Genomic DNA, 24,976 nt, shown 5'->3' on the forward strand with positions numbered 1-24,976 from the left:
TCGATTTTGCGATCCGAAAAACTACCTTAAAAGGACGGGCGACACCGACCTTGTATCACAGCGACAAAATGCTCGGCGGGCGCTGTGCGGGGGATAATCCGGCGCTGCTCTTGCCCCCGCACGCCACATCGGGAATCTCTTTCAAATGGCAATTCTCTCAGACAAATGGATTCGCACCGCTGCGCAAAATCACGGCATGATAGAGCCGTTTACCGAGGCGCAGCGGCGGGACGGGTGTATCTCATACGGCCTCAGCTCCTTCGGCTATGATGCGCGGGTGGCGGATGAGTTCAAGATTTTCACCAATGTGAATTCTTCCGTGGTCGACCCCAAGAATTTCGACAGCGAGTCTCTGGTGGACCGGCAGACCGACGTTTGCGTCATCCCGCCCAACAGTTTTGCGCTTGCCCGCACAGTCGAATATTTCCGCATTCCCGATGATGTACTGGTGATCTGCCTTGGCAAAAGCACCTATGCGCGCTGCGGAATTATCGTGAATGTGACTCCGCTGGAACCGGGCTGGGAAGGCCATGTGACGCTGGAATTTTCCAACACCACACCGCTGCCTGCAAAAATCTATGCCAATGAAGGCGCATGCCAGTTCCTGTTCCTGCAGGGCAATGAACGGCCCGAAGTCACTTATGCGGACCGCGCGGGCAAATATATGGGCCAGCGCGGAGTGACGTTGCCTAAGCTTTAGTTTTTCGAAGCGGCATCCGCCGCTTCGTCCTCCCGGCTGTTCCCTCCGCTGCGCTGCGGGGCACCTGCGGTCGCCCAGTCGGGCTCTGTCGTTGCCTGGTCGGCAACGAGATCAGCGCCAAGCAAACCGTGGTGTCAATCCGGCCCTCTTGGGCCGGCAAGGGCGAAGGCCCGCCCGGACCGGCCCCGCCGCGAAGCGAAGGGAACAGCCGGGAGGGCGCACCTGCGGATGCGGCTTCGCAACTAGAAAGAAGTTCTCGCGCTCAGGACGAAATTGCGGCCCGGCAGCGGGACGAAATCCTTGGTAAAGCTGGTTGCACGGCGGCCTTCTGTATCGAACACATTGTTCACCTGTGCCAACAGAGTGAAGTTTTGTTCGCCTTCGAACGGATGCCAGGCGAGCGAGAGGTTCACGTGGGCGAAGCTCTCGGTCGGCGTTTCCAGCGGCGCGAGGTTCGTCTGGTCGTCATACCATTCGACTTCGCCGCGCAGGTCGAAGTGCGCCCAGCGGCCTTCCAGTGCGCCATACAGGCTGAGCGGCGGGATCCGCGGCACGGCCTCACCGCTGTCCAGTTCCGCATGAGTATAGGCACCGCGCAGATCGCCCAGCAGCGAGAAATCGCGCCCTTCGACCAGCGGGAAGGTCACCTGCGCTTCCGCGCCCCATTGGTCCGCATCCTGCTGGCGAAAGGTAAATACCGGCAAATCGTCTTCTTCCGCGCCAGTGGCGGACAGGAAGATGAAATCGCTGAACCAGTTGCGGTAGATGCTGGCGTTGATTTTCACTTCGCCCACCTCTCCGCGCACATAACCTTCTGCGCCCCAGCTCGATTCAATGCCCAGCGCAGGATCGCCGACTTCGAACTGCTGCGTCGCGATGTGCGGACCTTCGGCATACAGTTCTGCTGCCGTGGGGGCGCGCTGCGTGCGAGACAGGTTTGCGCCGACGCGGAAATCGTCAAACAGGTTGAAACCGCCGCCGATGGCTGCGGAGAATGTGTCGAAGCTGCGCTCCAGCCCCAGCGTATCGGCAGTTACGCTGGTTGTTTCAAACCGCGCGCCGCCCTCCAGTTCAAACCGGCCGAAATCGACCTCCTGCAAAGTGAACAGCGCGAAGGTGTCGGTCACATTGGGCGGGATGTAGGCTTCTTCACCCACGGCATTGAAATCAATGCTGGAATATTGCGCGCCGATGGAACCGCCCCAACCGTTCCTTCGGGTCTGGACCAGTTCCACGCGGCCTTCCACGCCGCCAACGTCGAACACGGTGCCCACTTCCGATCCTTCGAATTCGGTGTGGGTATAATCGGACCAGCCCGCACGGGTCTGGACGGCATCGAAAAACCCTGTGCCAAGGTCAAATTCGGCACGCATGTCAAAGCGGTAACGTCGGAGGCCGATGGATACGGCTTCCTCGCCCTCTTCCTCTTCAACCTCTGCGCCGCCTTCTTCCTCGCCGTGATGATGGCCCGCGCCGGGGGCGCCGGGGACGCCATAAGTGGTGTCGTAATAGTCGAAGGATACGCCAAAGTTGTTCTGCCCGACAAAGGCGGCCACGCCTGCACCTGCCGACCATGTTTCGCTGTAGCTGTTGGGCAGCACGCCGCTGATATTCGCAGCTTCGCGCAGTTCTTCGGCCTCTTCGAATTCGCCTTCCTCTTCCTCCTCAGCCGCATCGGCAAGCAGGTCTGCGCGGAGCAGGTCGGAGGCGGCAAAACCAGGTATCTCGATATCGTCTGTGTTGCGATAGGAGGCATCCGCGTGGAACGAGACATATGATCCCAGCGGCACATCGACCGACAGCCCGCCTTCGCGCAGGTTGCTGGCAGTGTCGAAGCCGGCAAGCGCGTCTATATGGATCGGTTCATCCAGCATGCGCGGGGGAATGCGCTTCGTCACCACATTCACTGCGCCGCCAATTGCCTGGCTGCCGTAAAGCAGAACGGCGGGGCCGCGCAGGACTTCGATCCGTTCGGCAATCAGCGGGTCAGCGGCAACGGCGTGATCGTCCGATGCGCCAGAGGCATCGAGAGTGCCGATCCCATCGTTCAGTACGCGCACACGGTCTCCGCCAAAACCGCGCAGGATCGGACGGGAGGCGCCGGGAGCGAATCCGCTGGCCGAAACGCCGGGAAGGCTGGCGAGAATATCCCCAACTTGGCCGCTGCTTTCCCGCTGCAAGGCGATGCCGGTGATGACGGAAGTGCCCGCGACCAGATCCAGCCGGTCAACACCGGCGGCGCGGACGTAGATCACATTGTGAAAATCATCATTCGATGGTTCATCCCTGTCGCTGTCAGCTTCAGCCTGTTCCTGCGGATCGTCAGTTGCCGGGGCATCCTGTGCCATGACGGCAAGTGGCATGACTGCAAGTGGCATGGCAGCCGTGGCAAGCAAGGTCAGGGCGAGTGTTTTCATGGGTTGGGGAATCCTGCTATGGGGTAACAACATATCATCACGCCACTAACGCGATGGAACAGCAGGTCAACCCCTTTGTGGCACGCAATCGGCAAAGGGCAAATTGCATACGATGGACGGCGGGAATGTTCAGGCCGAGGCCAGCCGCGCCCTTGCTTCCTGCTCCCCGATCAGGGGCAGCAACTCGCCCATATCAGGGCCGTGGTCCATCCCGGTCAGCGCCTGGCGCAGCGGCAGGAACAGCGCCTTGCCCTTACGGCCGGTGCTTTCTTTCAGAGAGTTGGTCAGTGCGCGCCACGGATCTTCGCCCCATTCCAACACTTCTGCGGCCTGCGCCAGATAGGCGCGGTCTTCGTCGGAAAATTCCGGCTGCGAGATCGGCCCGGTGACAAGCAGCCACCACTGCGATGCCTCGTTCACGTGGCTCAGGTTCGGGCGAATGGCGTGCCATGCAGCTTCGTCCATGCCTTCGGGCAGACGGCCCGCAACGCCAGCGTAGTCCATCTGGTGAACGATAGCGCTGTTGACCCTGTCCAACTCGTCATCGTCAAAGCGGGCAGGTGCACGGCCAAATGTCGACAGGTCGAATGTTTCGAGCAAGGCAGCGCGATCTGCAATCGGTTCTACCGGCAGGCTGGTACCAAGCCGCGCCAGCATGGCGACGATAGCTTGCGGTTCTATATCCCGCTCCCGGAAGGAATCGCAGCCCAGCGAGCCGAGCCGCTTCGACAGTTTGCCTTCCTTGCCCACCAGCAGTGCTTCGTGCGCGAAACGCGGCGGGGCGCTGCCCATGGCGGTGAACATCTGGATCTGCACGGCAGTGTTGGACACGTGATCCTCCCCGCGCAGGACATCGGTCACGCCCATGTCGATATCGTCCACTGCACTGGGCAACATATACAGCCATGACCCGTCGGCGCGCCGGATCACCGGATCGGACAATTGCGCCGGATCGAACTTGGCAGTCCCGCGAACGCCATCATCCCAGGTGATTGCCTCTTCATGGTCGAGCGCGAAGCGCCAATGCGGCGCGATGCCTTCAGCCTCTTTTGCGGCGCGTTCTTCTTCGGTGAGTGACTTGGCAGCGCGGTCGTAAATCGGCGGCAAACCCCGCCCCAACTGGATTTTGCGCTTCAGTTCCAGTTCCCGCTGGGTTTCATAGGCAGGATAGACGCGGCCCGTAGCTTTCAGCTTTTCGAACGCAGCTTCATACAGGTGCATGCGCGCCGATTGGCGTTCTTCGCCATCAGGGGTGATGCCCAGCCACGCGAGATCAGTGCGGATCGCATCGACAAAATGTTCCTCGCTCCGTTCCGCATCGGTATCGTCGATACGCAGCATGAAACGCCCGCCAGCTTTTTGGGCGAGCATCCAATTGTGCAGCGCTGTGCGGATATTGCCGACATGCAGGCGGCCGGTGGGCGAAGGGGCGAAACGGGTGATCGTGGTCATGGTTTGAGCGGTTAGCGCAGGCGGTGCAGCTTTGCCAGAAGGCGCGTCGCTTCGGCGCACGCATTTGTGCAACTTGGCATTCAGATAAAATTTGATAAGAGCGGCAAAAGACTAGACCAATCGAGAGGGCCAATCTGTGACGTTTCATCGCACCAAAGCTGCAATCGCGGCGTTCGGCCTGCTGGCAGTGCCTGCTGCTGTTGCCGCCAGTCAGGAACATGGCCAAGGCCATGGCCAGCTCCATGATCCTGCCCCCGGTAGCATGTTTGACCTCAGTCACTGGAAAATCACTCTGCCGCAGGATGATGATGGCGATAATCGGCCTGATGAAGTCGCGGTTGGCGATATTGACGATTATTCGCATCCCGACTTCTTCTATCTCGACACCGATGGCCGCATGGTCTTCACCGCACCAAATCGCGCGATAACCACCGCAAATTCTTCCAACACCCGCAGCGAATTGCGGCAAATGCTGCGCGGCTCCAACACCCGCATCGGCACGCATGCACCGGGCAACAATTTTGCGGTGCGCGCCCGGCGCGATTCGGATCAGTATGGGTCCATTGGTGGCCGGATGCAGGCAACGCTGCGGGTCGACCATGTGGCGGTGAACGCCATGCATCCTGATCGCAATCCAGCCTATTCGGTGGTGGTCGGGCAAATCCACTCGGTTGGTTATGACGATACCAGCAGCGGCTTTGGCTTCGGTAACGAACCGATCAAGATCTATTACAAGAAGTGGCCCGGTCACGAGACAGGGTCGGTCTTCTGGACTTATGAGCGCAATCTGGCGCGCGACAATCCGGACCGCAGTGATATCGCCGTGCCGGTGTTCGGCAATCTGTGGGACAACGCGGAAGATCCGGGCGAAAACGGCATCGCGCTCGGCGAAGACTTCACTTACGAAATCAACGTCCACAACAACACGATGTACGTCACCTTCACCAACGAACGGCTGGGTACAGTCGGCCATGCTGTCAGCCTGGTGCAGGGCGTGGATGAGCTCGATAATGCGCAAAGCTACGGCGGCGATTCGCTGTATTTCAAGGCGGGCGCGTACAACCAGTGCTCCACCCGTACTCAGGATGGCTTCTGGTACGCAGGCTGCGCTGGCACCGGCGACTGGCAAGTCGACCGCACCAATGGCGATTATACGCAGGTCAGCTTTTCGCGGTTGGTGGTAGGTCCGTCAGTGCCGTTTGAAGGCGCGGTGGAGTAAGGCTTCGCCGCTCTATTGCGAAAACAGCGTGAGTGAGTGTCCGCCGCCGCTGATGAGCACGCCATTGGCGGGTGTCATTTCAATCCGCTCAGCAAGTTGGAGAGCCTGGCTTACGTCCTTCAGGCGCGCAGGATGCCCGACCAGACATACTGGTGCCGGTGTGGAGGTCGGGGCAGGCGGCGTGCTGCTGCGGGGGCCGGTCATCAGGACGTTGCCGTCAATCGAGTAGCTGAGGACCATCCCGGCACAGCGCGGCTCCCACCAGATTTCCTGCGCATCTGCCGTCAACGCAATCCCATAAGGTTCGTCCAGCGGCTCCCCATCGATGCCCGCAACGCGCCATTCGCCTGCAAGAGTGGCCGGAGCGGGAGCGGGAGAGCGGGCAGCCTTGGCCTTATCGCTGCCAGTTGCGGCGGGCTGCTGAGAGCACGCCAGGAGCAGGGCCGTAATCGCAAGAACCGGAACGGCTTTCACGACACCGGCTCCAGCATCATGCGCCCCGATTCGCTCGAAATGGTGATGCTGCCATTTCCTGCACGGTTTACGCGGCGCGCATTATCAAGAATGCCTACCGCGCGCGCGACTGGTGGGGGAAAGGGCGCCGCACATGGCAGGGGCTTTGGCGCAATATCGATCGTAATCGCCTCGGTTCGCGACAGGGTGAGATCGCCGTACGCCAACTGGTAATTCCATGCAACAAGCTGGCAATTGCCGAATTCCACGCGGTCACAGCCAATATCGAAGATCGTCCGTGCCGCCGCGGGCACAGTTTCGCCGTCGATGCTGGATAGGCGCCATCGACCGGCGATGCTTTCGACCGGCAAGGCTATTGGCGGCAGCAGATTGGGCGGCGTAATATTTGATGGCAGGTCGGTCCCGGGCTGGCCTGCGGGTTCCTCTCCGGCGGAGGCATTTGCGGGAGCCGTGGCATCGCCCGGCTGCGGCCCATCGGAAGGGGCCGAGGTATCTGGCGCGTTCTGGCTACAGGCAGAAAGCGTCAGAAGCAAAGTGGCGGCGGCAGGCAGAACGATCCTCACCTGGCCTCTCCCCTGTTAGGTGCCAACAACACGCTGCGTCCATTGCCCGATATCAGCACGCCATTGTTTACTGTCTGCTCAATCGTGTCTGCCTCACTCATGGCGGACCAGATTGCGGTAAGTTCGGGCGGAAAGCCGATATCGCAGACCATCCCGGGATTGCCGGGCTCAGGCGCAGAAAAGCGCTCCCCCTGAATGGTATAGGATATGCCCTGACCCGCACATCCGGGCTCCCACCAGATCGCATCAAAGCTGGCCTCCAGATCAATTCCGACAGGGAGATCGCTGCCGTCCAGGGCCTGCGCGTTCCACGATCCCGTCAGATCGACGTCGCGGGCCGCAAGCTGATCGTCGCTGGGCACAAAACGCATCTGCAAGGTGCCGCCATCACCAGTCAGCCAAAGCCCGCGCGGGACGAACCGGATTGTGTCGGCCCCGCCGACGGCTTCGATGATCGCTGTTTCTCCTGCGCTCAGACCACGGGCGCACATGCCCACTACCCCGCCACTTTCGGGATATGTCCACGGGCGTGTTTGCAGGCGCTCTGCGTCGCGTTCGTATGCCCAATCATGATAGATACATTGCGACTGAAAATGGATCCGCTCGGCATCGATGGTGATTGTGGGCTCATGGTCTTCGATGTTGATGAGCGGCACCGCTTCGTTGACGAAGGTGACGACATATTCTCCCTCGATAGAGCGTGCGGCGATAACCTCTTCAACGGAGCGTTGCTGAGGACCGGGCGCGGGTGAGCAGGCAAGTATGAGCGACGCCAGCGGCATGATCGTGACCAGAGCAAAAGCAAACTTCATGGAGACAACCCTTCCAAAACAAACGAAGCCGCGCGCACGAAAAAAGCCCCGGAAGCGGTAACTTCCGGGGCCTTTTCAATGTTTTGCGATGAACGGCGGCTTACGCGTCGCCGTCCTCGGGCTTTTCTTCAGCAGGGGCCTCTTCAGCCTGCTCTTCCTTCACGATGGCTTCCGGCTCAGTGCCTTCGTCTTCGCGCAGGTAATCGCCGGCGTCCGCGTCCGTGCCATGGGTTTCGCCCTCGACAGCGGCCAATGGATCGTCACCGATGGCAGCTTCTGCACCCTGTGCCAGTTCAGCTTCGTGCTGCTCTGCTGCGGAGTCAGCGGCGATGATCGCAGCTTCCTGTGCAGCAACCTTTTCAGCAGCTTCGGCTTCTTCGGCAGCGACCAGTGCGTCTGCAGCCTTCTTGTACTGAGCCCGGATCGCCGCATCGCGTGAATTGGCGGTCACGCGCATACGGTTCATGCCGGCACCCGTACCAGCCGGGATCAGGCGGCCCACGATCACGTTCTCCTTGAGACCGACGAGCGTGTCCTTCTTTCCTTCAACCGCGGCCTGCGTCAGCACGCGCGTGGTTTCCTGGAACGAAGCGGCAGAGATGAACGAACGCGTCTGCAAGCTGGCCTTGGTAATACCCAGCAGGATCGGCTTGCCAGTGGCAGGCTTCTTGCTGCGGGTCAGCTTGGCATTGGCTTCGTTCATTTCGTCTTCGTCGACATGCTCACCCGGCAGCAGCGTGGTGTCGCCGCCATCGGTGATTTCAACCTTCTGCAGCATCTGGCGAACAATCACCTCGATGTGCTTGTCGTTGATGCGCACGCCTTGCAGCCTGTAGACTTCCTGAATTTCAGTGCAGAGATATTCGGCCAGCGCCTCAATCCCCAGAACTTCAAGAATGTCATGCGGATTAGGCGAGCCGGAGATGAGCGTATCGCCCTTCTTGACGAAATCGCCTTCCTGCACGTCGATGACCTTGGTCTTGGGGACCAGATATTCGACTGGTTCGCCTTCCTCCGGCACAATCGCGATTTTGCGCTTTGCCTTGTAGTCACGGATGAATTCCATCCGGCCACTGATCTTGGCAATAACCGCGGCGTCCTTCGGGATGCGCGCTTCGAACAGCTCGGCAACACGCGGCAGACCACCGGTGATGTCGCGCGTTTTCGATGCTTCACGCGAAGCACGGGCGAGGATGTCACCTGCCTGCACTTCCTGACCGTCCTCGACCGAAAGCGTGGTACCCGGAGCCAGCATATAACGCTGTGCTTCGGTTTCCTCTTCCTTCTTGGTCTTGCCCTTTCCGGCTGCATCGTCCTCACTCAGCAGAGTCAGGCGCGGACGCAGATCTTCCTTATTGGCGCGGCCCGTGGTGCGCAATTCTGTCACCACGCGCTGAGCGATACCGGTGGCATCATCCATCTGCTCTTCCAGCGTCTTGCCTTCGACAAGATCCAGATAGCGCACGACACCTGCCTGTTCGGTGATGATCGGCAGGGTGAACGGATCCCATTCAGCAAGGCGATCGCCTTCCTTCACCTTTGCACCGTCTTCGAACATCAGCACGGTACCGTAAGGCACGCGGTGGATCGCACGTTCGCGGCCCTCCGCATCGACCACGACCATTTCGCCATTGCGGGCGAGTGACAGGCGGCGGCCCTTCTTGTCCTTGATGCTCGGCATGTCGCGATAAACGACCTTACCGTCGGAGATGGATTCAAGGTGGCTGGTTTCGTTGACCTGCGCCGCACCGCCGATGTGGAACGTCCGCATCGTCAGCTGCGTACCCGGCTCACCGATGGACTGCGCAGCGATAACGCCGACAGCTTCACCGATGTTGACCGGCGTACCGCGAGCAAGATCACGGCCATAGCAAGTCGCGCAAACGCCCTGCTCGGCTTCGCAAACCAGTGGCGAGCGGATCTTGGCGACCTGTGTTTCGGCCTCCTCGATCAGCGTAACCATAGGCTCGTCCACCAGAGTGCCGGCCTTGACGATAACTTCGCCCGTTGCAGCATTCACGATGTCTTCTGCCAGGGTCCGACCCAAAATACGTTCACCGATGGAGGCGATCACGGAGCCGCCCTGCACGATGGCACGCATTTCCAGCGCGTTATCGGTCTTGCAGTTTTCCTGCACGATGACGCAGTCCTGCGACACGTCGACCAGGCGGCGCGTCAGGTAACCCGAGTTTGCCGTCTTCAGCGCCGTATCCGCGAGACCCTTGCGGGCGCCGTGGGTGGAGTTGAAGTATTCAAGAACGGTCAGACCTTCCTTGAAGTTCGAGATGATCGGCGTTTCGATGATCTCGCCCGAAGGCTTGGCCATCAGACCGCGCATACCGGCAAGCTGCTTCATCTGCGCGGGGGAACCACGCGCGCCCGAATGGCTCATCATGTAGATCGAGTTGATCTGTGCCTCGCGCCCGTTTTCATCCTTGGGCGTGGCCTTGATCTCTTCCATCATGGCGGCCGCAACCTGGTCACCACAACGGCTCCAGGCGTCGATCACCTTGTTGTACTTTTCCTGCTGGGTGATGAAGCCGTCCTGGTACTGCTGCTCGTAATCGGCAACCAGCGCCTTGGTTTCATCGATCATGCCGTCCTTGCTGTCCGGAATGATCATATCGTCCTTGCCGAAGCTGATGCCCGCCTTGAACGCGTGGCGGAAGCCCAGCGTCATGATGGCATCGGCGAACAGCACCGTGTCTTTCTGACCGGTGTGACGATAGACCTGATCGATCACGTTCTCGATGTCCTTCTTGGTCAACAGCTTGTTGACGAACTCGAAGGGCACCTTGTGGTTTTTCGGCAGGCATTCAGCGATCAGCATGCGGCCCGGTGTGGTATTCACGCGCTGCATGTAGGTTTTGCCAGCCTCGTCCGTTTGCGGAACGCGAGTGGTGATCTTGGAGTGATAGGTCACCGCACCAACGTGCAGTGCCTGATGCACTTCGTTGATGTCGCCAAGGATCTTGCCTTCGCCTGGCTCGCCTTCGCGGTCCATCGAAAGATAGTACAGTCCGAGGACCATATCCTGCGAAGGCACGATGATCGGCTTGCCGTTTGCAGGCGAGAGGATGTTGTTGGTCGACATCATCAGCACGCGTGCTTCCAGCTGGGCTTCCAGCGAAAGCGGTACGTGGACGGCCATCTGGTCACCGTCGAAGTCGGCGTTGAATGCCGAACATACCAGCGGGTGAAGCTGGATGGCCTTGCCTTCGATCAGCACAGGCTCGAACGCCTGGATGCCAAGACGGTGAAGCGTTGGGGCGCGGTTGAGCATCACAGGATGTTCGCGGATCACCTCATCAAGGATGTCCCACACTTCCTTACGCTCTTTTTCGACCCACTTCTTCGCCTGCTTCAGGGTCATCGAAAGACCCTTTGCATCAAGACGTGCGTAGATGAACGGCTTGAACAGTTCCAAGGCCATCTTCTTCGGCAGGCCGCACTGGTGCAGCTTCAGTTCGGGGCCGGTCACGATGACCGAACGGCCCGAATAATCGACGCGCTTACCCAGAAGGTTCTGACGGAAGCGGCCCTGCTTGCCCTTGAGCATGTCGCTGAGCGATTTCAGCGGACGCTTGTTGGCACCCGTGATCACGCGGCCACGGCGGCCGTTGTCGAACAATGCGTCGACCGATTCCTGCAACATGCGCTTTTCGTTACGCACGATGATGTCCGGCGCGCGAAGTTCCATCAGGCGCTTCAGGCGGTTGTTACGGTTGATCACGCGGCGATACAGATCGTTGAGATCGGACGTCGCGAAACGGCCACCATCCAGCGGCACCAGCGGGCGCAGTTCCGGCGGGATGACCGGCACGACTTCAAGGATCATCCATTCAGGGCGATTGCCCGAATCGATGAAGCTTTCGACGACCTTCAGACGCTTGATGATCTTCGCTGGCTTCAGCTTGGACTTGGTGACTTCCAGCTCATGCAGAAGATCGGCCTTTTCCTGTTCCAGGTCGAGGTCCATCAGCATGACCTTTACCGCTTCGGCACCGATGCTGGCAGTGAAGGCATCTTCACCGTATTCATCCTGCGCATCGAGCAGTTCGTCTTCGGTCAGCAGCTGGAATTTTTCCAGCGGCGTCAGGCCGGGTTCGGTGACGATGTAGCTTTCGAAATACAGCACACGCTCAAGCTGCTTCAGCTGCATGTCGAGCAGCAGGCCGATGCGGCTTGGCAGCGACTTCAGGAACCAGATATGCGCAACCGGCGCGGCCAGTTCGATATGGCCCATACGCTCGCGGCGCACCTTGGTGACGGTGACTTCAACGCCGCACTTTTCGCAGACGACGCCCTTGTACTTCATGCGCTTGTACTTGCCGCACAGGCATTCGTAATCCTTCACAGGACCGAAGATGCGGGCACAGAACAAACCGTCACGCTCAGGCTTGAACGTACGGTAGTTGATGGTTTCCGGCTTCTTGATTTCGCCGAAGGACCAGCTGCGGATACGCTCTGGCGAAGCCAGACCGATCTGGATCTGGTCGAAGGTTTCCGGCTTGGAGAGCTGGTTGGTGAATTTGGTCAGTTCGTTCATTTTTCACATTCCCTTGAGGGGATTAACAGGGGTTGGAGGGGAGGCGGCCCGGCCGTTTCGAGCTTGGGGCCGCCGACCCCTGTTATTCAGCAGCGATCTGGCTAAAGCCTTCGTCGTCATCGCCATCCGTTAGGCTGGTGAGTTCGACATTGAGGCCCAGCGAGCGCATTTCCTTGACGAGCACGTTGAAGCTTTCCGGAATGCCCGCTTCGAAGGTGTCGTCACCCTTGACGATCGCTTCGTAGACCTTGGTACGGCCGATCACGTCATCGGATTTCACCGTCAGCATTTCCTGCAAGGTGTAAGCCGCGCCGTATGCCTGCAGTGCCCAGACTTCCATTTCGCCGAAACGCTGTCCGCCGAACTGCGCCTTACCGCCCAGCGGCTGCTGGGTGACGAGGCTGTAGGGGCCGATGGAACGCGCGTGAATCTTGTCGTCCACAAGGTGGTGCAGTTTGAGCATATAGATCACGCCGACTGTAACCTTACGGTCGAAAGCTTCCCCGGTGCGGCCATCATACAGGGTGGACTGGCCGGATGAGGCATAGCCCGCCTTCAGCAGCATATCCGTGACATCGCCTTCGTTGGCACCATCGAACACCGGAGTGCCCATCGGCACGCCATTGCGAACGTTGTGCGCCAGCTCGACAATTTCTTCGGTCGTGCGGCTGTCGATGTCAGCATGATACTGCTCGCCGTACACATCCTTCAGCTTGGCAACGACGGCTTCCGGAGGCTTGATTGCCGAATAGTCGCTGGCAGCATCGGGATTGGCTTCGCGCCATTCGTTCAGCTGCTCCGCAATCTGCATACCCAGACCGCGAGCCGCGAAGCCGAGGTGCGTCTCGAAGATCTGCCCGACGTTCATGCGCGAAGGCACACCCAGCGGGTTCAACACGATATCGACCGGCGTACCGTCTTCCATAAACGGCATGTCTTCGGCTGGCAGGATGCGCGAAATCACACCCTTGTTACCATGACGGCCCGCCATCTTGTCACCCGGCTGCAGCTTGCGCTTCACCGCGACGAAGACTTTGACCATCTTCAGGACGCCCGGAGCCAGCTCATCGCCGCGCTCCAGCTTTTCCTTACGGTCGTCGTACTTGTCCTTGATGGCCTTTTGCGCCTCGTCATACTGGCCCTTCACAGCTTCGAGCTGGGCCTGCATGTTGTCATCGGCAACGGCGAACTTGAACCATTCGTGGCGGTCTACTTCGTCCAGCACACTGCCGTCGATGACAATGCCCTTCTTCACGCCCTTGGGCGCAGCAGAAGCGGTCTGGCCGTCAAGCATGTCGCGCAGACGGTTGTAGGTTGCACGGTTCAGGATGTTGCGTTCGTCTTCGCTATCCTTCTTGAGGCGTTCGATTTCCTCGTTCTGGATGGCACGGGTACGATCGTCGATCTCGATACCATGACGGTTGAAGACGCGAACTTCCACAACAGTTCCGGCAACGCCCGGTGGCAGACGGAGCGAGGTGTCGCGCACGTCGCTGGCCTTTTCACCGAAGATGGCGCGCAGAAGCTTTTCTTCCGGCGTCATCGGGCTTTCGCCCTTGGGCGTGATCTTGCCCGCCAGAATATCGCCCGGATGCACCTCTGCACCGATATAGACGATGCCCGCTTCGTCGAGGTTGCGCAGGGCTTCCTCGCCGACGTTGGGAATGTCGCGGGTAATATCTTCCGGACCAAGCTTCGTATCGCGGGCCATGACTTCGAATTCCTCGATGTGGATCGAGGTGAAGACGTCGTCTTTCACAATGCGTTCGGAGATCAGGATACTGTCTTCGTAGTTGTAACCATTCCACGGCATGAAGGCGACGAGGCTGTTACGGCCCAGTGCCAGCTCACCCAGATCGGTCGAAGGACCGTCGGCAATGATATCGCCCTGCGCAACCACATCACCGACCTTCACCAGCGGACGCTGGTTTACGCAGGTGTTCTGGTTGCTCCGCTGGAATTTTTGCAGGCTGTAAATGTCGACGCCGGGGTTGGTGGCATCCACTTCGCCAGAGGCGCGGATAACGATACGGGTGGCATCCACCTGATCGACCACGCCGCCGCGGGTTGCGCCAATCGCAGCGCCGGAATCGCGCGCCACGGTTTCTTCCATGCCGGTGCCGACCCAAGGCGCTTCGGCCTGAACCAGCGGCACAGCCTGGCGCTGCATGTTCGATCCCATCAGCGCGCGGTTGGCGTCATCGTTTTCCAGGAACGGAATAAGCGATGCGGCGACCGAAACCAGCTGCTTGGGCGAAACGTCCATCAGCGTGACCTGTTCATTCGGGCTCATCACGAATTCGCCGCTCTGGCGGGCCGAGACGAGTTCTTCGATGAACTTGCCGTTTTCATCAGTAGCAGCCGATGCCTGCGCGACCGTGTGCTTCTGCTCTTCCATTGCGGAAAGGTAGTTCACCTCGGTGGAGACAACGCCGTCCTTCACACTGCGATACGGTGTTTCGATAAAACCGTACTTGTTGACGCGGGCAAAGGTGCTGAGCGAGTTGATCAGACCGATGTTCGGGCCTTCCGGCGTTTCAATCGGGCAGATCCGGCCATAGTGGGTCGGATGAACGTCGCGGACTTCAAAGCCGGCACGTTCACGCGTCAGACCGCCAGGGCCCAACGCCGAAACGCGGCGCTTATGGGTCACTTCGGACAGCGGGTTGGTCTGATCCATGAACTGCGACAGCTGCGAAGAACCGAAGAATTCGCGCACGGCAGCCACGGCGGGCTTCGCGTTGATCAGATCGTTCGGCATCACGGTCGACACGTCCACGCTGGACATGCGTTCCTTAACGGCGCGCTCCATGCGCAGCAGGCCGACACGGTACTGGTTTTCCAGCAGCTCACCCACAGAACGCACACGGCGGTTGCCGAGATTGTCGATATCGTCAACGTCGCCCTTGCCGTCCTTCAGGTCGACAAGTTCCTTCACCACAGCGAGGATATCTTCCTTGCGCAATGTGGTGACAGTGTCTTCGGCGTCCAGTTCAAGACGCATGTTCAGTTTTACGCGGCCAACAGCGGAAAGGTCGTAACGCTCCGGATCGAAGAACAAGCCTTCGAACAGAGCTTCAGCGGTTTCCTTGGTTGGCGGCTCACCCGGACGCATGACCTTGTAGATCGCCTCAAGGCCTTCCTCACGGTTTTCAGCCTTGTCCACGTCGAGCGTATTGCGCATCCACGGGCCGGTGTTGACGTGATCGATATCCAGCAGATCGAGCTGGTCGATCCCCGCAGCATCGAGCATCTCGAGATTTTCCGGCGACACTTCTTCACCGGCTTCGATGTAGATGCGGCCCGTCTTCTCGTCGATCAGATCGACGCAGGAATAACGGCCGAAAATTTCCTCGGTCGGGATCAGCAGGGTCTTCAGACCATCCTTCTCCGCCTTGTTGGCAGCCCGGGGGCTGACCTTCTGGCCGGACGGGAACACTTCCTCGCCGGTTTTCGCATCAACCAGAGCGAAGGACGGCTTGGAACCGCGCCATTGCTCAGCCACGAAAGGAATCTGCCAGCCTTCACCAGCCTTGCCGGACGAACGCTTCCAGGTAACCTTGTCGTAGAAGTGATCAAGAATGCCTTCTGCATCAAGGCCGAGCGCGAACAGCAACGCGGTAACAGGCAGCTTGCGCTTGCGGTCGATACGTACGTTCACGACATCCTTGGCATCGAATTCGAAATCGAGCCACGAACCGCGGTACGGAATGACGCGGGCAGCAAACAGGAACTTGCCGCTGGAGTGCGTCTTGCCGCGGTCATGATCGAACAGCACACCGGGCGAACGGTGCATTTGCGAAACGATCACACGTTCCGTGCCGTTGATGATGAACGTGCCGTTGCCCGTCATCAGGGGCATGTCGCCCATGTAAACGTCCTGCTCCTTGATATCGAGCACGGAACGGGTTTCGGTTTCCTGATCGACTTCGAACACGATCAGGCGCAGCGTCACCTTCATGGGAGCTGCGTAAGTGATACCGCGCATACGGCACTCTGTGGTGTCGTACTTCGGCGGCTCAAGTTCATAATTGACGAAGTCGAGTTCGGCAGTCCCGGCGAAATCGCGGATCGGGAAGACGCTGCGCAGCGTCTTTTCGAGACCGGAGACATAATCGATCGACGGATCGGAGCGCAGGAACTGCTCATAGCTTTCGCGCTGAACCTCGATCAGATTGGGCATCTGCACGGCTTCGTGGATGTCACCAAAGATCTTGCGGATCCGCTTGGACTTGCCGCCGGTTTGTTCGGGAGCCTTAGCTTTCGTCGCCATAATAGGGCCGTTGCCTCTTCTTCGCGTGTGAGCGCCGGCGCGTTGCCGGTGCCTGGGAATGTGTTGGAGCGGGAAATCCAGCGTGAGATGTGTACGCAATAAAGGCCGCAAGAGGGCGCGCGCCCTTCGGCACCGCCTTCGCAGCCTTGATTCGTTTGTCTCACGCAGATGCCGAAACTTCCGTCCTATGGTGCACCCCCGCGTAAGGCACACCTTGCTCGAAGCTCTTCGGCGATGCGATCCATATAGGCAGGAGCGCACCGAGGGTCAATGGGGCGAAACCTGCCAATTGACCCCGGGTGCGCTGATCTTTGGGGCCAATCGCTCGGCACGCCAAATCCGCGATTGCGGGCCGTGCGTGATTCTATCCCGGTCCACGCGGCAGCCAATACAGTCGCACTTGCGCGCCAAAACTATCGCACTTGCGCGGAACTCTCCGCGCGTTTAGCTGCTTGATCTTCATAAGGAATGAGGCCCGTCTTGCGACATGAGTGATAATTACTGGAATACGTACTACGCAGATGCTGCCGACCGCGCCGCGCCGCGCGTGCCCTCCCAATTCGCAGCATTTCTTGCGACCGAACTTGGCGCAAGCGACCCCCTCATCGTCGATGTGGGCTGCGGAAATGGCCGTGATTCCCACTTTTTTGCCAATTGCGGCTTCCGGGTAATTGGTGTCGATGGGTCCGAATCTGCGATCGCTGATTGCAAGAGCCACATCGGCAACAAGGAAAACATCGACTTCATCTGCGCAGATCTGGCAGACGAACATCTCAGCGCAACGATCAATGAAGCTGCCGGCGGGCGTCTGGTTGTCTTGTATGCACGTTTCTTCCTGCACGCGATAACCGAAGAACAGGAAGCCCGCTTCTTTGATTTGGCAAATGCGATTTGCGGCGCATCCGGTGCCATTGCGGTCGAATTCCGCACCAATCGGGATCAGGATCTGAGCAAGGTCACAGCGACGCATTTTCGCCGTTTCGTAGAGCCGCTGGGATTTTTGCGGCGCGCAAACCTTGCGGGCTACACTGCCGAATATCACGCCGAAGGTTTCGGTTACGCCAAGTTTCGGGATGACGACGCGCATGTCGCGCGGTTCGTTCTTTCGCCGATTTCCTGACAGCGGAGATGAAACGGCTGAGCCCCGAAGAATTGCGATCGGTGCAGCTGGACGTCCTTGATAGGCTGGCCAGCGTCAGCAAGCGTGAAGACCTGACATTCTTTCTGTATTACGGAACCCTGATCGGCGCGATCCGGCACAAGGGCATGATACCCTGGGACGACGATATCGACGTTGCCATGCCGCGCGAAAGTTTTGACGCGTTGCAAACCGTCAACTGGGAACAGCACGGTCTTCGCCTGATTACTCCGGAGAGCGGGCACGGCAGCCCATACGCATTCGTGAAGCTGTGCGACACCCGGACCGTGGTTAAAGAGGGCATTGATTTTCATGCGCAGGGTCTGGGCGTCAATGTCGACATATTTCCCATCGATCTGATTGACGAGAACAGCTTTTCGGGCCGCATGAAGATGGCCGCGATACAATTGCTGCAACGCGCGCAGGCGTTCAAGGTCGTCAGCCTGTCCTCCTCTCGGGCCTTGCACAAGAATGCCGTGCTGTCTGCCGGAAAGGCAGCCCTGTTCCTGTTCCCGGTTACGTTGCTTGCCAGACAAATCAATGGATTGGCGCGCAGCATGAACGCACAGCACAATGTGCGCGCTGCCAGCATCCTAGGACCTTACGGCAAACGCGAGATTGTCGATGCACGCCACTTTGAGGAGCTGGTCGATGTCGAATTCGAAGGTCGCAAGATCCCCGCGCCGCGGGACTATGATCGCATCCTGAGCAAGCTCTACGGCGATTACATGACGCCGCCGCCGCCGGAAAAGCAGGTCACACACCACGCTTTCGAGGCCTTCTGGCGGGAAGACTAGCGCGCCGCGCCCGGGCGCGCTTTCCTACGCCGAATCAGAGCGTTTAGGGCCTGTCTACTCCCGTTGCAGGAAATACAGGCTCTTTCTCATCCTCGCTCCCTACGCATTCGCGTGCAGCCGCGTTGCGCGTTTTTCTGCAGCAAAGTGTCACCCTGTCCGTATCCGCCGCAAAGCCGCACAAATACTGGTGTTTTGCGCTCCGGATCGGGGTGACAGGGTGTAACCTTTGTCACCCTTTCCCGCCCCATACTCAGCGTGAAACGATAAGCGACATATTGTTTTTCAATATTATTGATTGACAATAAGAAGCGACTCGGACATATCGAATTTCAATAACCCCATTCAAGGAGATCGATAAATGACCCGTTTCGCTTCCAACACTTTCGCCGCGCTCGTTGCCGTTGTCATCACTGCCAGCAGCCTTACGGCAATCACACAGGTGCCTGATCAACGGCAGATGGCCATCGCCGCTGCACCATTGCTGGCCTGATCGGCCCCTTTGCCCGGAGTATCCGATATGACCATTTCAAGCCGCCCCAACGATCTGCTTCTCCTCGTCGGAAAAGCGCTCGCGATTTTCATGCAGGTCGTCATGGCCATAGCCGCAGTCGCTCTGGTGATTGCTGCCGGTGCACTGCTGATCTTCAGCGGAGAAATAGCTGCCGAAGCTGCGGCCGAATTCGGCGACGATGTAGGCGCATTGCCCGGCCTGGCTCTGGCAGGCATCATGCTTGTCGGCCTGGCCATTGTCGCAGCTTTGTATTTCTTCTTCGACCGGCTGCGCCGCATCATCAACACAGTCGGTGACGGTGACCCATTCCTGCCGGAAAACGCCAACCGGCTCAACCTGATGGCCTGGCTGCTGCTCAGCGTACATTTGCTGACGGTACCCGCAATCGGCCTCGCCCTGTTCCTTTCCAAATGGGCAGACCAGGTGGACAACGCCAATATCACCGTTGATGCGGGGCTGGACCTGTCCGGCATCCTGATGGTGATCGTCCTGTTCATCCTTGCCCGGGTGTTCCGTATCGGCGCTGCAATGCGCGAAGATCTGGAAGGGACCGTCTGATGGGTAACGATACAGAAGGAACCAATATCGTGGTGAAACTGGATGATCTGCTGCACGAACGCCGCATGACTTTGACCGAATTGGCAGAGCGCGTCGGCCTCACCCTTGCCAATCTTTCCATCCTGAAAACCGGCAAGGCAAAGGCGATCCGCTTCTCCACGCTAGAGGCCATTTGCCGGGAGCTTGGCTGTCAGCCGGGCGATCTGCTGGGCTATGATGCCAGGTGACCAAACTTGCGTGCGGCGGCAGTTCGCCTATAGCGGCTGCCGCTTCACATATGAAGTTTATCAATCAAGGGACGCTATAATGAAAAAAATTATGCTGGTCGCAGCACCTTTCGCTTTCGCACTTACCGCCTGTGACGGACCCGCGGAAGAAGTTGGCGAAGAAATGGACGATGTTACCGAAGCACAGGCTGAAGTAATGGACGAACAGTCCGACGTTCTTGATGCCCAGTCCGACATGGCCGCAGAAGCTGGCGATACCGGCGAAGCTGCCGAACTCGAAGCCGAAGCTGAAGCTCTCGAAGACGCAGCTGACGAAATCTGATCGGACGCGGGCGCCGTTCGGCGCCCGCAACCCGGCACATGGTTTGAGGCCGAGAACCAAGCATAGCTCTTGACTCGCCCGCCCAAATCCGTAGAGGCCCGCCCTGACCGGCGGGCCTTTGTTTGCCGGTTATCCGTCCGAGACAGTTGGTGACCGGAATATGCCGGTCTTAATTTCCAGCCTAGACGGGGACAGAGATTTATTGCGGTCCTTTAACGTTCCGCTTTCAACATGCTTCGCGCATGCTCCTTCCCCATCAACGGACCTAAGCCACGCCGCATGAGCGGTGTGGTGGTTTTGAGCCGGTCGCCAGGGCATCTGCCTCGGCGATCATAGTGAAGGAGTACGGCATGGATCGTTCGCAGAAATCCGAAGCGGTCGCTCAGCTGAACGAAGTCTTCAAAGAAGTTGGTGTGGTGGTAGTCACCCGCAACCTCGGCCTGACGGTGGACCAGTCCACCGATCTGCGCGGGAAGATGCGTGAAGTTGGTGCGACTTACAAGGTTGCGAAGAACCGTCTCGCCAAGCTCGCCCTGAAAGACACCGATTACACGGGCCTCGAGGAATTCCTCACCGGTCCCGTCGGTCTGGCCTGGTCGCAAGACCCGGTCGCAGCTGCCAAGGCTGCTGTCGAATTTGCGAAAGCAAACGACAAGCTCGAAATCGTTGGTGGCTCGATGGGCACGCAGACACTCGACGAAGCTGGCGTGCGGGCTCTTGCCTCGCTGCCAAGCCTCGACGAACTGCGCGGCACAATTGTTGGTCTTGTCAACGCACCGGCGACGAAAATCGTCCGCGTTGTCAGTGAACCAGCTGCCAAGCTGGCCCGTGTATTTGGTGCATTTGCAGCAAAAGACGCGGCTTAAGAGACGCTTTTTCGAATTCGAAACGAAACAATATGGGACGAAATTGTCCCGCCCAAATGGAGTAAAGCATCATGGCCGATATCGCCAAGCTTGTTGAAGAACTTAGCAAACTGACTGTCATGGAAGCTGCAGAGCTTGCCAAGACCCTCGAAGAAGAATGGGGCGTTTCCGCTGCCGCAGCTGTTGCTGTTGCCGGTCCTGCCGCTGCTGGCGAAGCTGTTGAAGAGAAGGACGAATTCGACGTCATTCTCACCGGCGACGGTGGCAAGAAGATCCAGGTCATCAAGGAAGTCCGTGCGATCACGGGTCTCGGCCTGACCGAAGCCAAGGGCCTCGTCGAAGGCGCGCCTAAGCCCATCAAGGAAGGCGTGAACAAGGCAGAAGCCGAAGAAATCAAGGGCAAGATCGAAGCCGCTGGCGGCACGGTTGAACTCAAGTAATTCAAGGCTTGCTCAGGCTAGCCTTTAAGCAAATGTCGTGGGTGTCTTGAAGCGCCTGCGGATAGGAGGGCGGTACCGCAAGGTGCCGCCCTTTTGCTTTCCTACAGCGGGTGATTGAAGGCCAACGATTCAATTGGGAAATTTGTTGAGTCGCAATACGAGCAAAGCAGTGATGGGGCGGGAAACCAAATTCAGGTGTGGGGCCTGAAGAAGAGGGCACCAGAACGGCAAGGCACCAAGTTCTTCTGTGCCCTTAAGGCCGAGTTGAAAGATCTCTAAATTCCAGATGGTCCTAAGCACTCAGCTCCGCGTAATTCCGCGCAGCCGCCAGGCGACATCCGAATACACGTCCAACACCTCCTGCGGCATATCCAGCGCCGACCGCGCCATCGCCAATGCATTCGCAGGATCGCGGCCCGTTTCGGACGTGATCAGCGCGCTTGCTGCACAGTACCGGAAACGCGGCTCAGGCTCTTTCTCGGAAGGCTGCTCAAGGCCGGCCAATTGTTCCAGCGCCGCATCGTAATGACCATCTGACCGGAAACGCGCGGTGAGGAAGGCGAACTCCAGCGGCGATCCGACATAGATGTCCTCATTCGCCTCCTGCCCCTTCAGAAGCTTCAGGTAATTATCGAGCGCCTGGACATATCCGCCGGATGCAAACTGTGCCGCTGCGGCCACGCGGTGCGCGCGGCCATCATCGAAATCGTCAGTGCGGGTGTCGAAATACAGGTCGATCAGACGCAGCGCGACCTTGGGGTGGCTTTGCGAAATGTGGTGCGCCTGCAGGACGATATACTGGTCACGCTGGGAGCGGGCCTTCTCCAGCTTGGCGAAAAACATCGCCTCGATCTCTTCATTCCAGTCAGTATTGCGGTACCACTCGGTCATCGCGCGAGAGATATCGTCCTCGGAGCGCTTCGGTCAATTGCGCGCTTTGGCAGCGATCTGTTCGAACACCGCGAGCAAAGCCTCAGGGGAAGCATCCCCGATCTCGCTACCTGTAATGCCTTCGCACGAAAACGTGACACCGGGCATACTGTCATCCAGCATTTCCCAATCGGGAAACAGGCGGTGATCGACAGTGGCGGAATAGGCCAGTGTGCCTTCGCAATGGCGATCATCAGCCGTGATATTGAGATACAAGTCATCGATTGCGGCTGCTGGTCCTTCGACCAGCTGCAGATACATATCCTGACGGCAGATCAGCGCGCCGGTGATTTCATCGCGCTTGTTGTTACGACGCGCCTGCAGCAGAATGCCTGCCAGCATCGCGCGGTCGAAACCGAACGGGCGTGAATAGTAGATAATCTGCTTCACGGCGCGCGCTCCCACAATTAACTGATCGAAGACCTACGCGAGTGCGCACGGGATGCACAGGGATTGCTTCGGAAAAGAGCCTACAGCTTCAAGTTCACCCGCATCCCGATCATGTCGATGCCGGGATTTTGCTGCCCGTCGAAGATCTGGCCCTGGCTGATGTGCATCCAGTGCGCTTCTACAGAAGTGCGCTCGCTCACCCGGTAGCCGACGCCGATTTCTGGCTCGAACAGCACGCGGCTGCCAAGGTCTGTACGAAAGCCGGATGCTTCGTTCACGCGGAATTCCGGCCCGTCATGGACCACGATCCCGATGCCGGGGCGCACGTAAACGGGCCCATTGCCGATGGTCCATGCTACGCCGACGCCTGCAAAGGACGTGTCACCTGAAGTGTTGAGGGAGCCGAGAATGTAAGGCTCCGGCGAACCGATGAAGCTCAACGCCTCGATCCCGCCGAACCGCACGCCTGCGGCGATATCGACAGAGCCGCCTTCGGTGGTCTCCAGCGTAAATGGCGTATCAACGGCGTGGGCATAGACCCCGCCGAACACCTCCTGCGCACGGGCGGCGTCAGGCAGGGCGATACTCACAGCGCAAAGCGCAGCAAAGGCAATGATCTTTCTCATGGCAAGCGCATTGGCAACACTGCGCTTTCGCCAAGCTGACCGAGATGCAGAAAATGTGGTTGCGCAATCCTGTGGCGGCCGAATTCATGTGGCAGTCCGATCATGTTGCGGCAGAGCCTCAGCATTCGCGCAATCGCCCGCTGCCCCTGCGCAGTGGGTTCACGCCGCTTGCCCCTGCGCCTATCCGGACCGGCTGCACACCCCACAGGATCGCAGCGACACAAGTTATGCGGCCCATTGCCCACCCTCCCACGCCCAGCTGGAAAGCCGAGACGCGCGAAAGCTTCCGCATTGCCGGGCCGCTGGCGCTCGCCAATTTGCTGCAGATGCTTACCTACGCGATCGACGTGATGTTCATCGCGCGGCTTGGTGCGGACGAGCTGGCCGCCTCTGCGCTCACCATCGCAGTGTTCGGACTGATCGTCTGGAGCCTGCAGGCTCTTACCGGAGCGGTCGCGCCGATCATGTCTGCAGAACTTGGCGCGCGCGGCCCGGCCCTGCGTCCGGTCCGCCGCGCCATGCGCATGGCCATGTGGCTCAGCCTGATAGTCTCCATATTCGGAATGGGACTGTGCGCGCTGGCCGGGCCATTGATGAGGACAACCGGGCAGGAGGCGCATATCACCGAGCTCGCCGTGTCCTACATGAACGTAATGCTGTGGTCGGTTACGCCAATGGTCCTTGCCGGTGTCTTGCGCAGCTATGTCTCCACCTTGGGCAGGCCGATTTTCGCCACCTTGATCACCGCCATCGGTATCGGCGTGAACGCTCTGGGCAATTGGGTTTTTATCTTCGGCAATCTGGGCGCGCCCGAAATGGGCTTGCCCGGAGCAGCCGTGGCGACTTTCATCACATCGCTGGCTATTGTGGCGATGTATGCGGCCTTCATCCGCTTCGATCCGCGCTTGCACCGCTATCACATCATGGGTTTCTTCTGGCGGCCGGACTGGGCGCGCTTCAAGGATATCGTGCGGATCGGCACGCCGATTTCGATCACCATTATTGCCGAGGCAGGCGTGTTTGGCGCAGCAGCATTCCTGATGGGCCGCATCGGCGGGCTGGAGCTGGCGGCGCATACACTGGCGCTCAACCTTGCCGCCTTTGCCTTTCAAGTGCCGTTCGGCGTCGGACAGGCGGCGACCATCCGGGTCGGTTATTTCTTCGGCGCGCGCGACGCGGTCGGCATGGCGCGTGCCGGATGGACCAGCGTCGCGATGGGCACGGGCTTCATGGTGCTGACCTGCGCGGCAATGGTATTCACGCCGGAGGCGCTGCTGTCCGTCTATATTGATCCCTTCGATCCAGCCAATGAAGAGCTTGTGTCGCTTGCCATAGGCTTTCTCCTGATCGCCGCTGCGTTCCAGCTGGTAGACGCGGTGCAGGCGGTGGCAGCGGGCGCGCTCAGGGGGCTTCAGGATACGCGCATTCCGATGTGGATCGCGATCTTTTCCTACTGGGTGCCGGGCTTCGGTCTGGCGGCTGGTCTTGGCTTGTATACGCCGCTTGCCGGAACCGGTGTCTGGCTCGGGCTGGCGACCGGGCTGGCCTTTGCCGCTGTACTGTTGCTGCACCGCTGGAAAAACCGGGAAAAGCTGGGCTTGACCACGCGCGCCGCGTAATTATCTGGAGCGCACACAAAGTCACCAGGCGGGGCAAATTTTTGTCCGCTCCCCCCATTGACTCTACGGCCCTTCAACACCACTTCCGCGCTG

General features: G+C 59.2%; 20 protein-coding genes and 1 pseudogene. 11 read left to right on the top strand and 10 right to left on the bottom strand.

What is annotated here, in order from left to right; translation table 11 throughout:
• The first annotated feature begins 145 nt into the window (after positions 1–145).
• Positions 146–700, top strand: coding sequence for a dCTP deaminase (gene dcd / locus AB731_RS00900; RefSeq protein ID WP_047092809.1), 555 nt, complete (start codon positions 146–148; stop codon positions 698–700).
• A 242-nt stretch (positions 701–942) separates the two neighbouring features.
• Here dcd and AB731_RS14265 read toward each other — a convergent pair whose 3' ends face one another.
• Positions 943–3,117 carry a TonB-dependent receptor gene (locus tag AB731_RS14265; RefSeq protein WP_047092808.1) on the bottom strand — a complete coding sequence of 725 codons (2,175 nt, stop codon included), beginning with the start codon at positions 3,115–3,117 and terminating at the stop codon, positions 943–945.
• A gap of 129 nt (positions 3,118–3,246) precedes the next feature.
• Positions 3,247–4,569, bottom strand: coding sequence for a glutamate--tRNA ligase (gene gltX / locus AB731_RS00910; RefSeq protein WP_047092807.1), 1,323 nt, complete (start codon positions 4,567–4,569; stop codon positions 3,247–3,249).
• Positions 4,570–4,705: 136 nt separating this feature from the next.
• On the opposite strand from gltX, the gene AB731_RS00915 reads away from it, so the two are divergent.
• On the top strand, positions 4,706–5,788 hold the full coding sequence (locus tag AB731_RS00915) for a polysaccharide lyase family 7 protein (RefSeq protein ID WP_052768914.1): 1,083 nt from the start codon (positions 4,706–4,708) through the stop codon (positions 5,786–5,788).
• A gap of 12 nt (positions 5,789–5,800) precedes the next feature.
• Here the strand turns inward: AB731_RS00915 and AB731_RS00920 are convergent, their stop codons facing one another.
• The 5 genes and pseudogenes from AB731_RS00920 to rpoB form a co-directional block, all read right to left on the bottom strand.
• Entirely contained in the window at positions 5,801–6,262 is a 462-nt protein-coding gene (locus AB731_RS00920; RefSeq protein WP_047092806.1) for a hypothetical protein, read from the bottom strand.
• Positions 6,259–6,825: a hypothetical protein gene (locus AB731_RS00925; protein WP_047092805.1), complete on the bottom strand. Its 567-nt coding sequence runs from the start codon at positions 6,823–6,825 to the stop codon at positions 6,259–6,261. The genes AB731_RS00920 and AB731_RS00925 overlap by 4 nt, the downstream gene beginning before the upstream one ends.
• Positions 6,822–7,637 carry a hypothetical protein gene (locus AB731_RS00930; protein ID WP_047092804.1) on the bottom strand — a complete coding sequence of 272 codons (816 nt, stop codon included), beginning with the start codon at positions 7,635–7,637 and terminating at the stop codon, positions 6,822–6,824. The genes AB731_RS00925 and AB731_RS00930 overlap by 4 nt, the downstream gene beginning before the upstream one ends.
• 414 nt (positions 7,638–8,051) lie before the next feature.
• A pseudogene (rpoC, locus tag AB731_RS00935) lies at positions 8,052–12,186 on the bottom strand (DNA-directed RNA polymerase subunit beta'); the annotation flags it as partial.
• 82 nt (positions 12,187–12,268) lie between these two features.
• Positions 12,269–16,459: a DNA-directed RNA polymerase subunit beta gene (gene rpoB, locus AB731_RS00940; RefSeq protein ID WP_047092803.1), complete on the bottom strand. Its 4,191-nt coding sequence runs from the start codon at positions 16,457–16,459 to the stop codon at positions 12,269–12,271.
• A gap of 487 nt (positions 16,460–16,946) precedes the next feature.
• Between rpoB and AB731_RS00945 the strand changes: the two genes are divergently transcribed.
• From AB731_RS00945 to rplL, 8 genes are all read left to right on the top strand, one after another.
• Positions 16,947–17,579 (top strand): class I SAM-dependent methyltransferase, encoded by a 633-nt coding sequence (locus AB731_RS00945; protein WP_047092802.1) that lies wholly within the window; start codon positions 16,947–16,949, stop codon positions 17,577–17,579.
• A gap of 8 nt (positions 17,580–17,587) precedes the next feature.
• Positions 17,588–18,394 carry a LicD family protein gene (locus AB731_RS00950; RefSeq protein ID WP_047092801.1) on the top strand — a complete coding sequence of 269 codons (807 nt, stop codon included), beginning with the start codon at positions 17,588–17,590 and terminating at the stop codon, positions 18,392–18,394.
• Positions 18,395–18,752: 358 nt separating this feature from the next.
• Positions 18,753–18,884, top strand: a complete 132-nt coding sequence (locus AB731_RS14270; protein ID WP_269429494.1) for a hypothetical protein — start codon at positions 18,753–18,755, stop codon at positions 18,882–18,884.
• A 27-nt stretch (positions 18,885–18,911) separates the two neighbouring features.
• On the top strand, positions 18,912–19,463 hold the full coding sequence (locus AB731_RS00955) for a DUF2975 domain-containing protein (protein ID WP_047092800.1): 552 nt from the start codon (positions 18,912–18,914) through the stop codon (positions 19,461–19,463).
• Positions 19,463–19,690, top strand: coding sequence for a helix-turn-helix domain-containing protein (locus tag AB731_RS00960; RefSeq protein WP_047092799.1), 228 nt, complete (start codon positions 19,463–19,465; stop codon positions 19,688–19,690). Before AB731_RS00955 ends, AB731_RS00960 begins: the two co-directional genes overlap by 1 nt.
• A gap of 79 nt (positions 19,691–19,769) precedes the next feature.
• Positions 19,770–20,012 (top strand): hypothetical protein, encoded by a 243-nt coding sequence (locus AB731_RS00965; RefSeq protein WP_047092798.1) that lies wholly within the window; start codon positions 19,770–19,772, stop codon positions 20,010–20,012.
• A gap of 350 nt (positions 20,013–20,362) precedes the next feature.
• Positions 20,363–20,878 (top strand): 50S ribosomal protein L10, encoded by a 516-nt coding sequence (gene rplJ, locus AB731_RS00970; RefSeq protein WP_047092797.1) that lies wholly within the window; start codon positions 20,363–20,365, stop codon positions 20,876–20,878.
• A gap of 71 nt (positions 20,879–20,949) precedes the next feature.
• On the top strand, positions 20,950–21,318 hold the full coding sequence (rplL, locus tag AB731_RS00975; protein WP_047092796.1) for a 50S ribosomal protein L7/L12: 369 nt from the start codon (positions 20,950–20,952) through the stop codon (positions 21,316–21,318).
• 300 nt (positions 21,319–21,618) lie between these two features.
• Here rplL and AB731_RS00980 read toward each other — a convergent pair whose 3' ends face one another.
• From AB731_RS00980 to AB731_RS00990, 3 genes are all read right to left on the bottom strand, one after another.
• Positions 21,619–22,209: a hypothetical protein gene (locus tag AB731_RS00980; RefSeq protein WP_047092795.1), complete on the bottom strand. Its 591-nt coding sequence runs from the start codon at positions 22,207–22,209 to the stop codon at positions 21,619–21,621.
• 33 nt (positions 22,210–22,242) lie between these two features.
• Positions 22,243–22,638, bottom strand: coding sequence for a BLUF domain-containing protein (locus AB731_RS00985; RefSeq protein ID WP_052768913.1), 396 nt, complete (start codon positions 22,636–22,638; stop codon positions 22,243–22,245).
• An 80-nt stretch (positions 22,639–22,718) separates the two neighbouring features.
• Complete coding sequence (locus tag AB731_RS00990) at positions 22,719–23,264, bottom strand: acyloxyacyl hydrolase (RefSeq protein WP_047092794.1); 546 nt, start codon at positions 23,262–23,264, stop codon at positions 22,719–22,721.
• A 44-nt stretch (positions 23,265–23,308) separates the two neighbouring features.
• On the opposite strand from AB731_RS00990, the gene AB731_RS00995 reads away from it, so the two are divergent.
• On the top strand, positions 23,309–24,883 hold the full coding sequence (locus AB731_RS00995; RefSeq protein WP_231638797.1) for an MATE family efflux transporter: 1,575 nt from the start codon (positions 23,309–23,311) through the stop codon (positions 24,881–24,883).
• Positions 24,884–24,976 lie beyond the last annotated feature (93 nt).

This window comes from Aurantiacibacter marinus, from assembly GCF_001021555.1.
GTDB lineage: Bacteria > Pseudomonadota > Alphaproteobacteria > Sphingomonadales > Sphingomonadaceae > Alteraurantiacibacter > Alteraurantiacibacter marinus.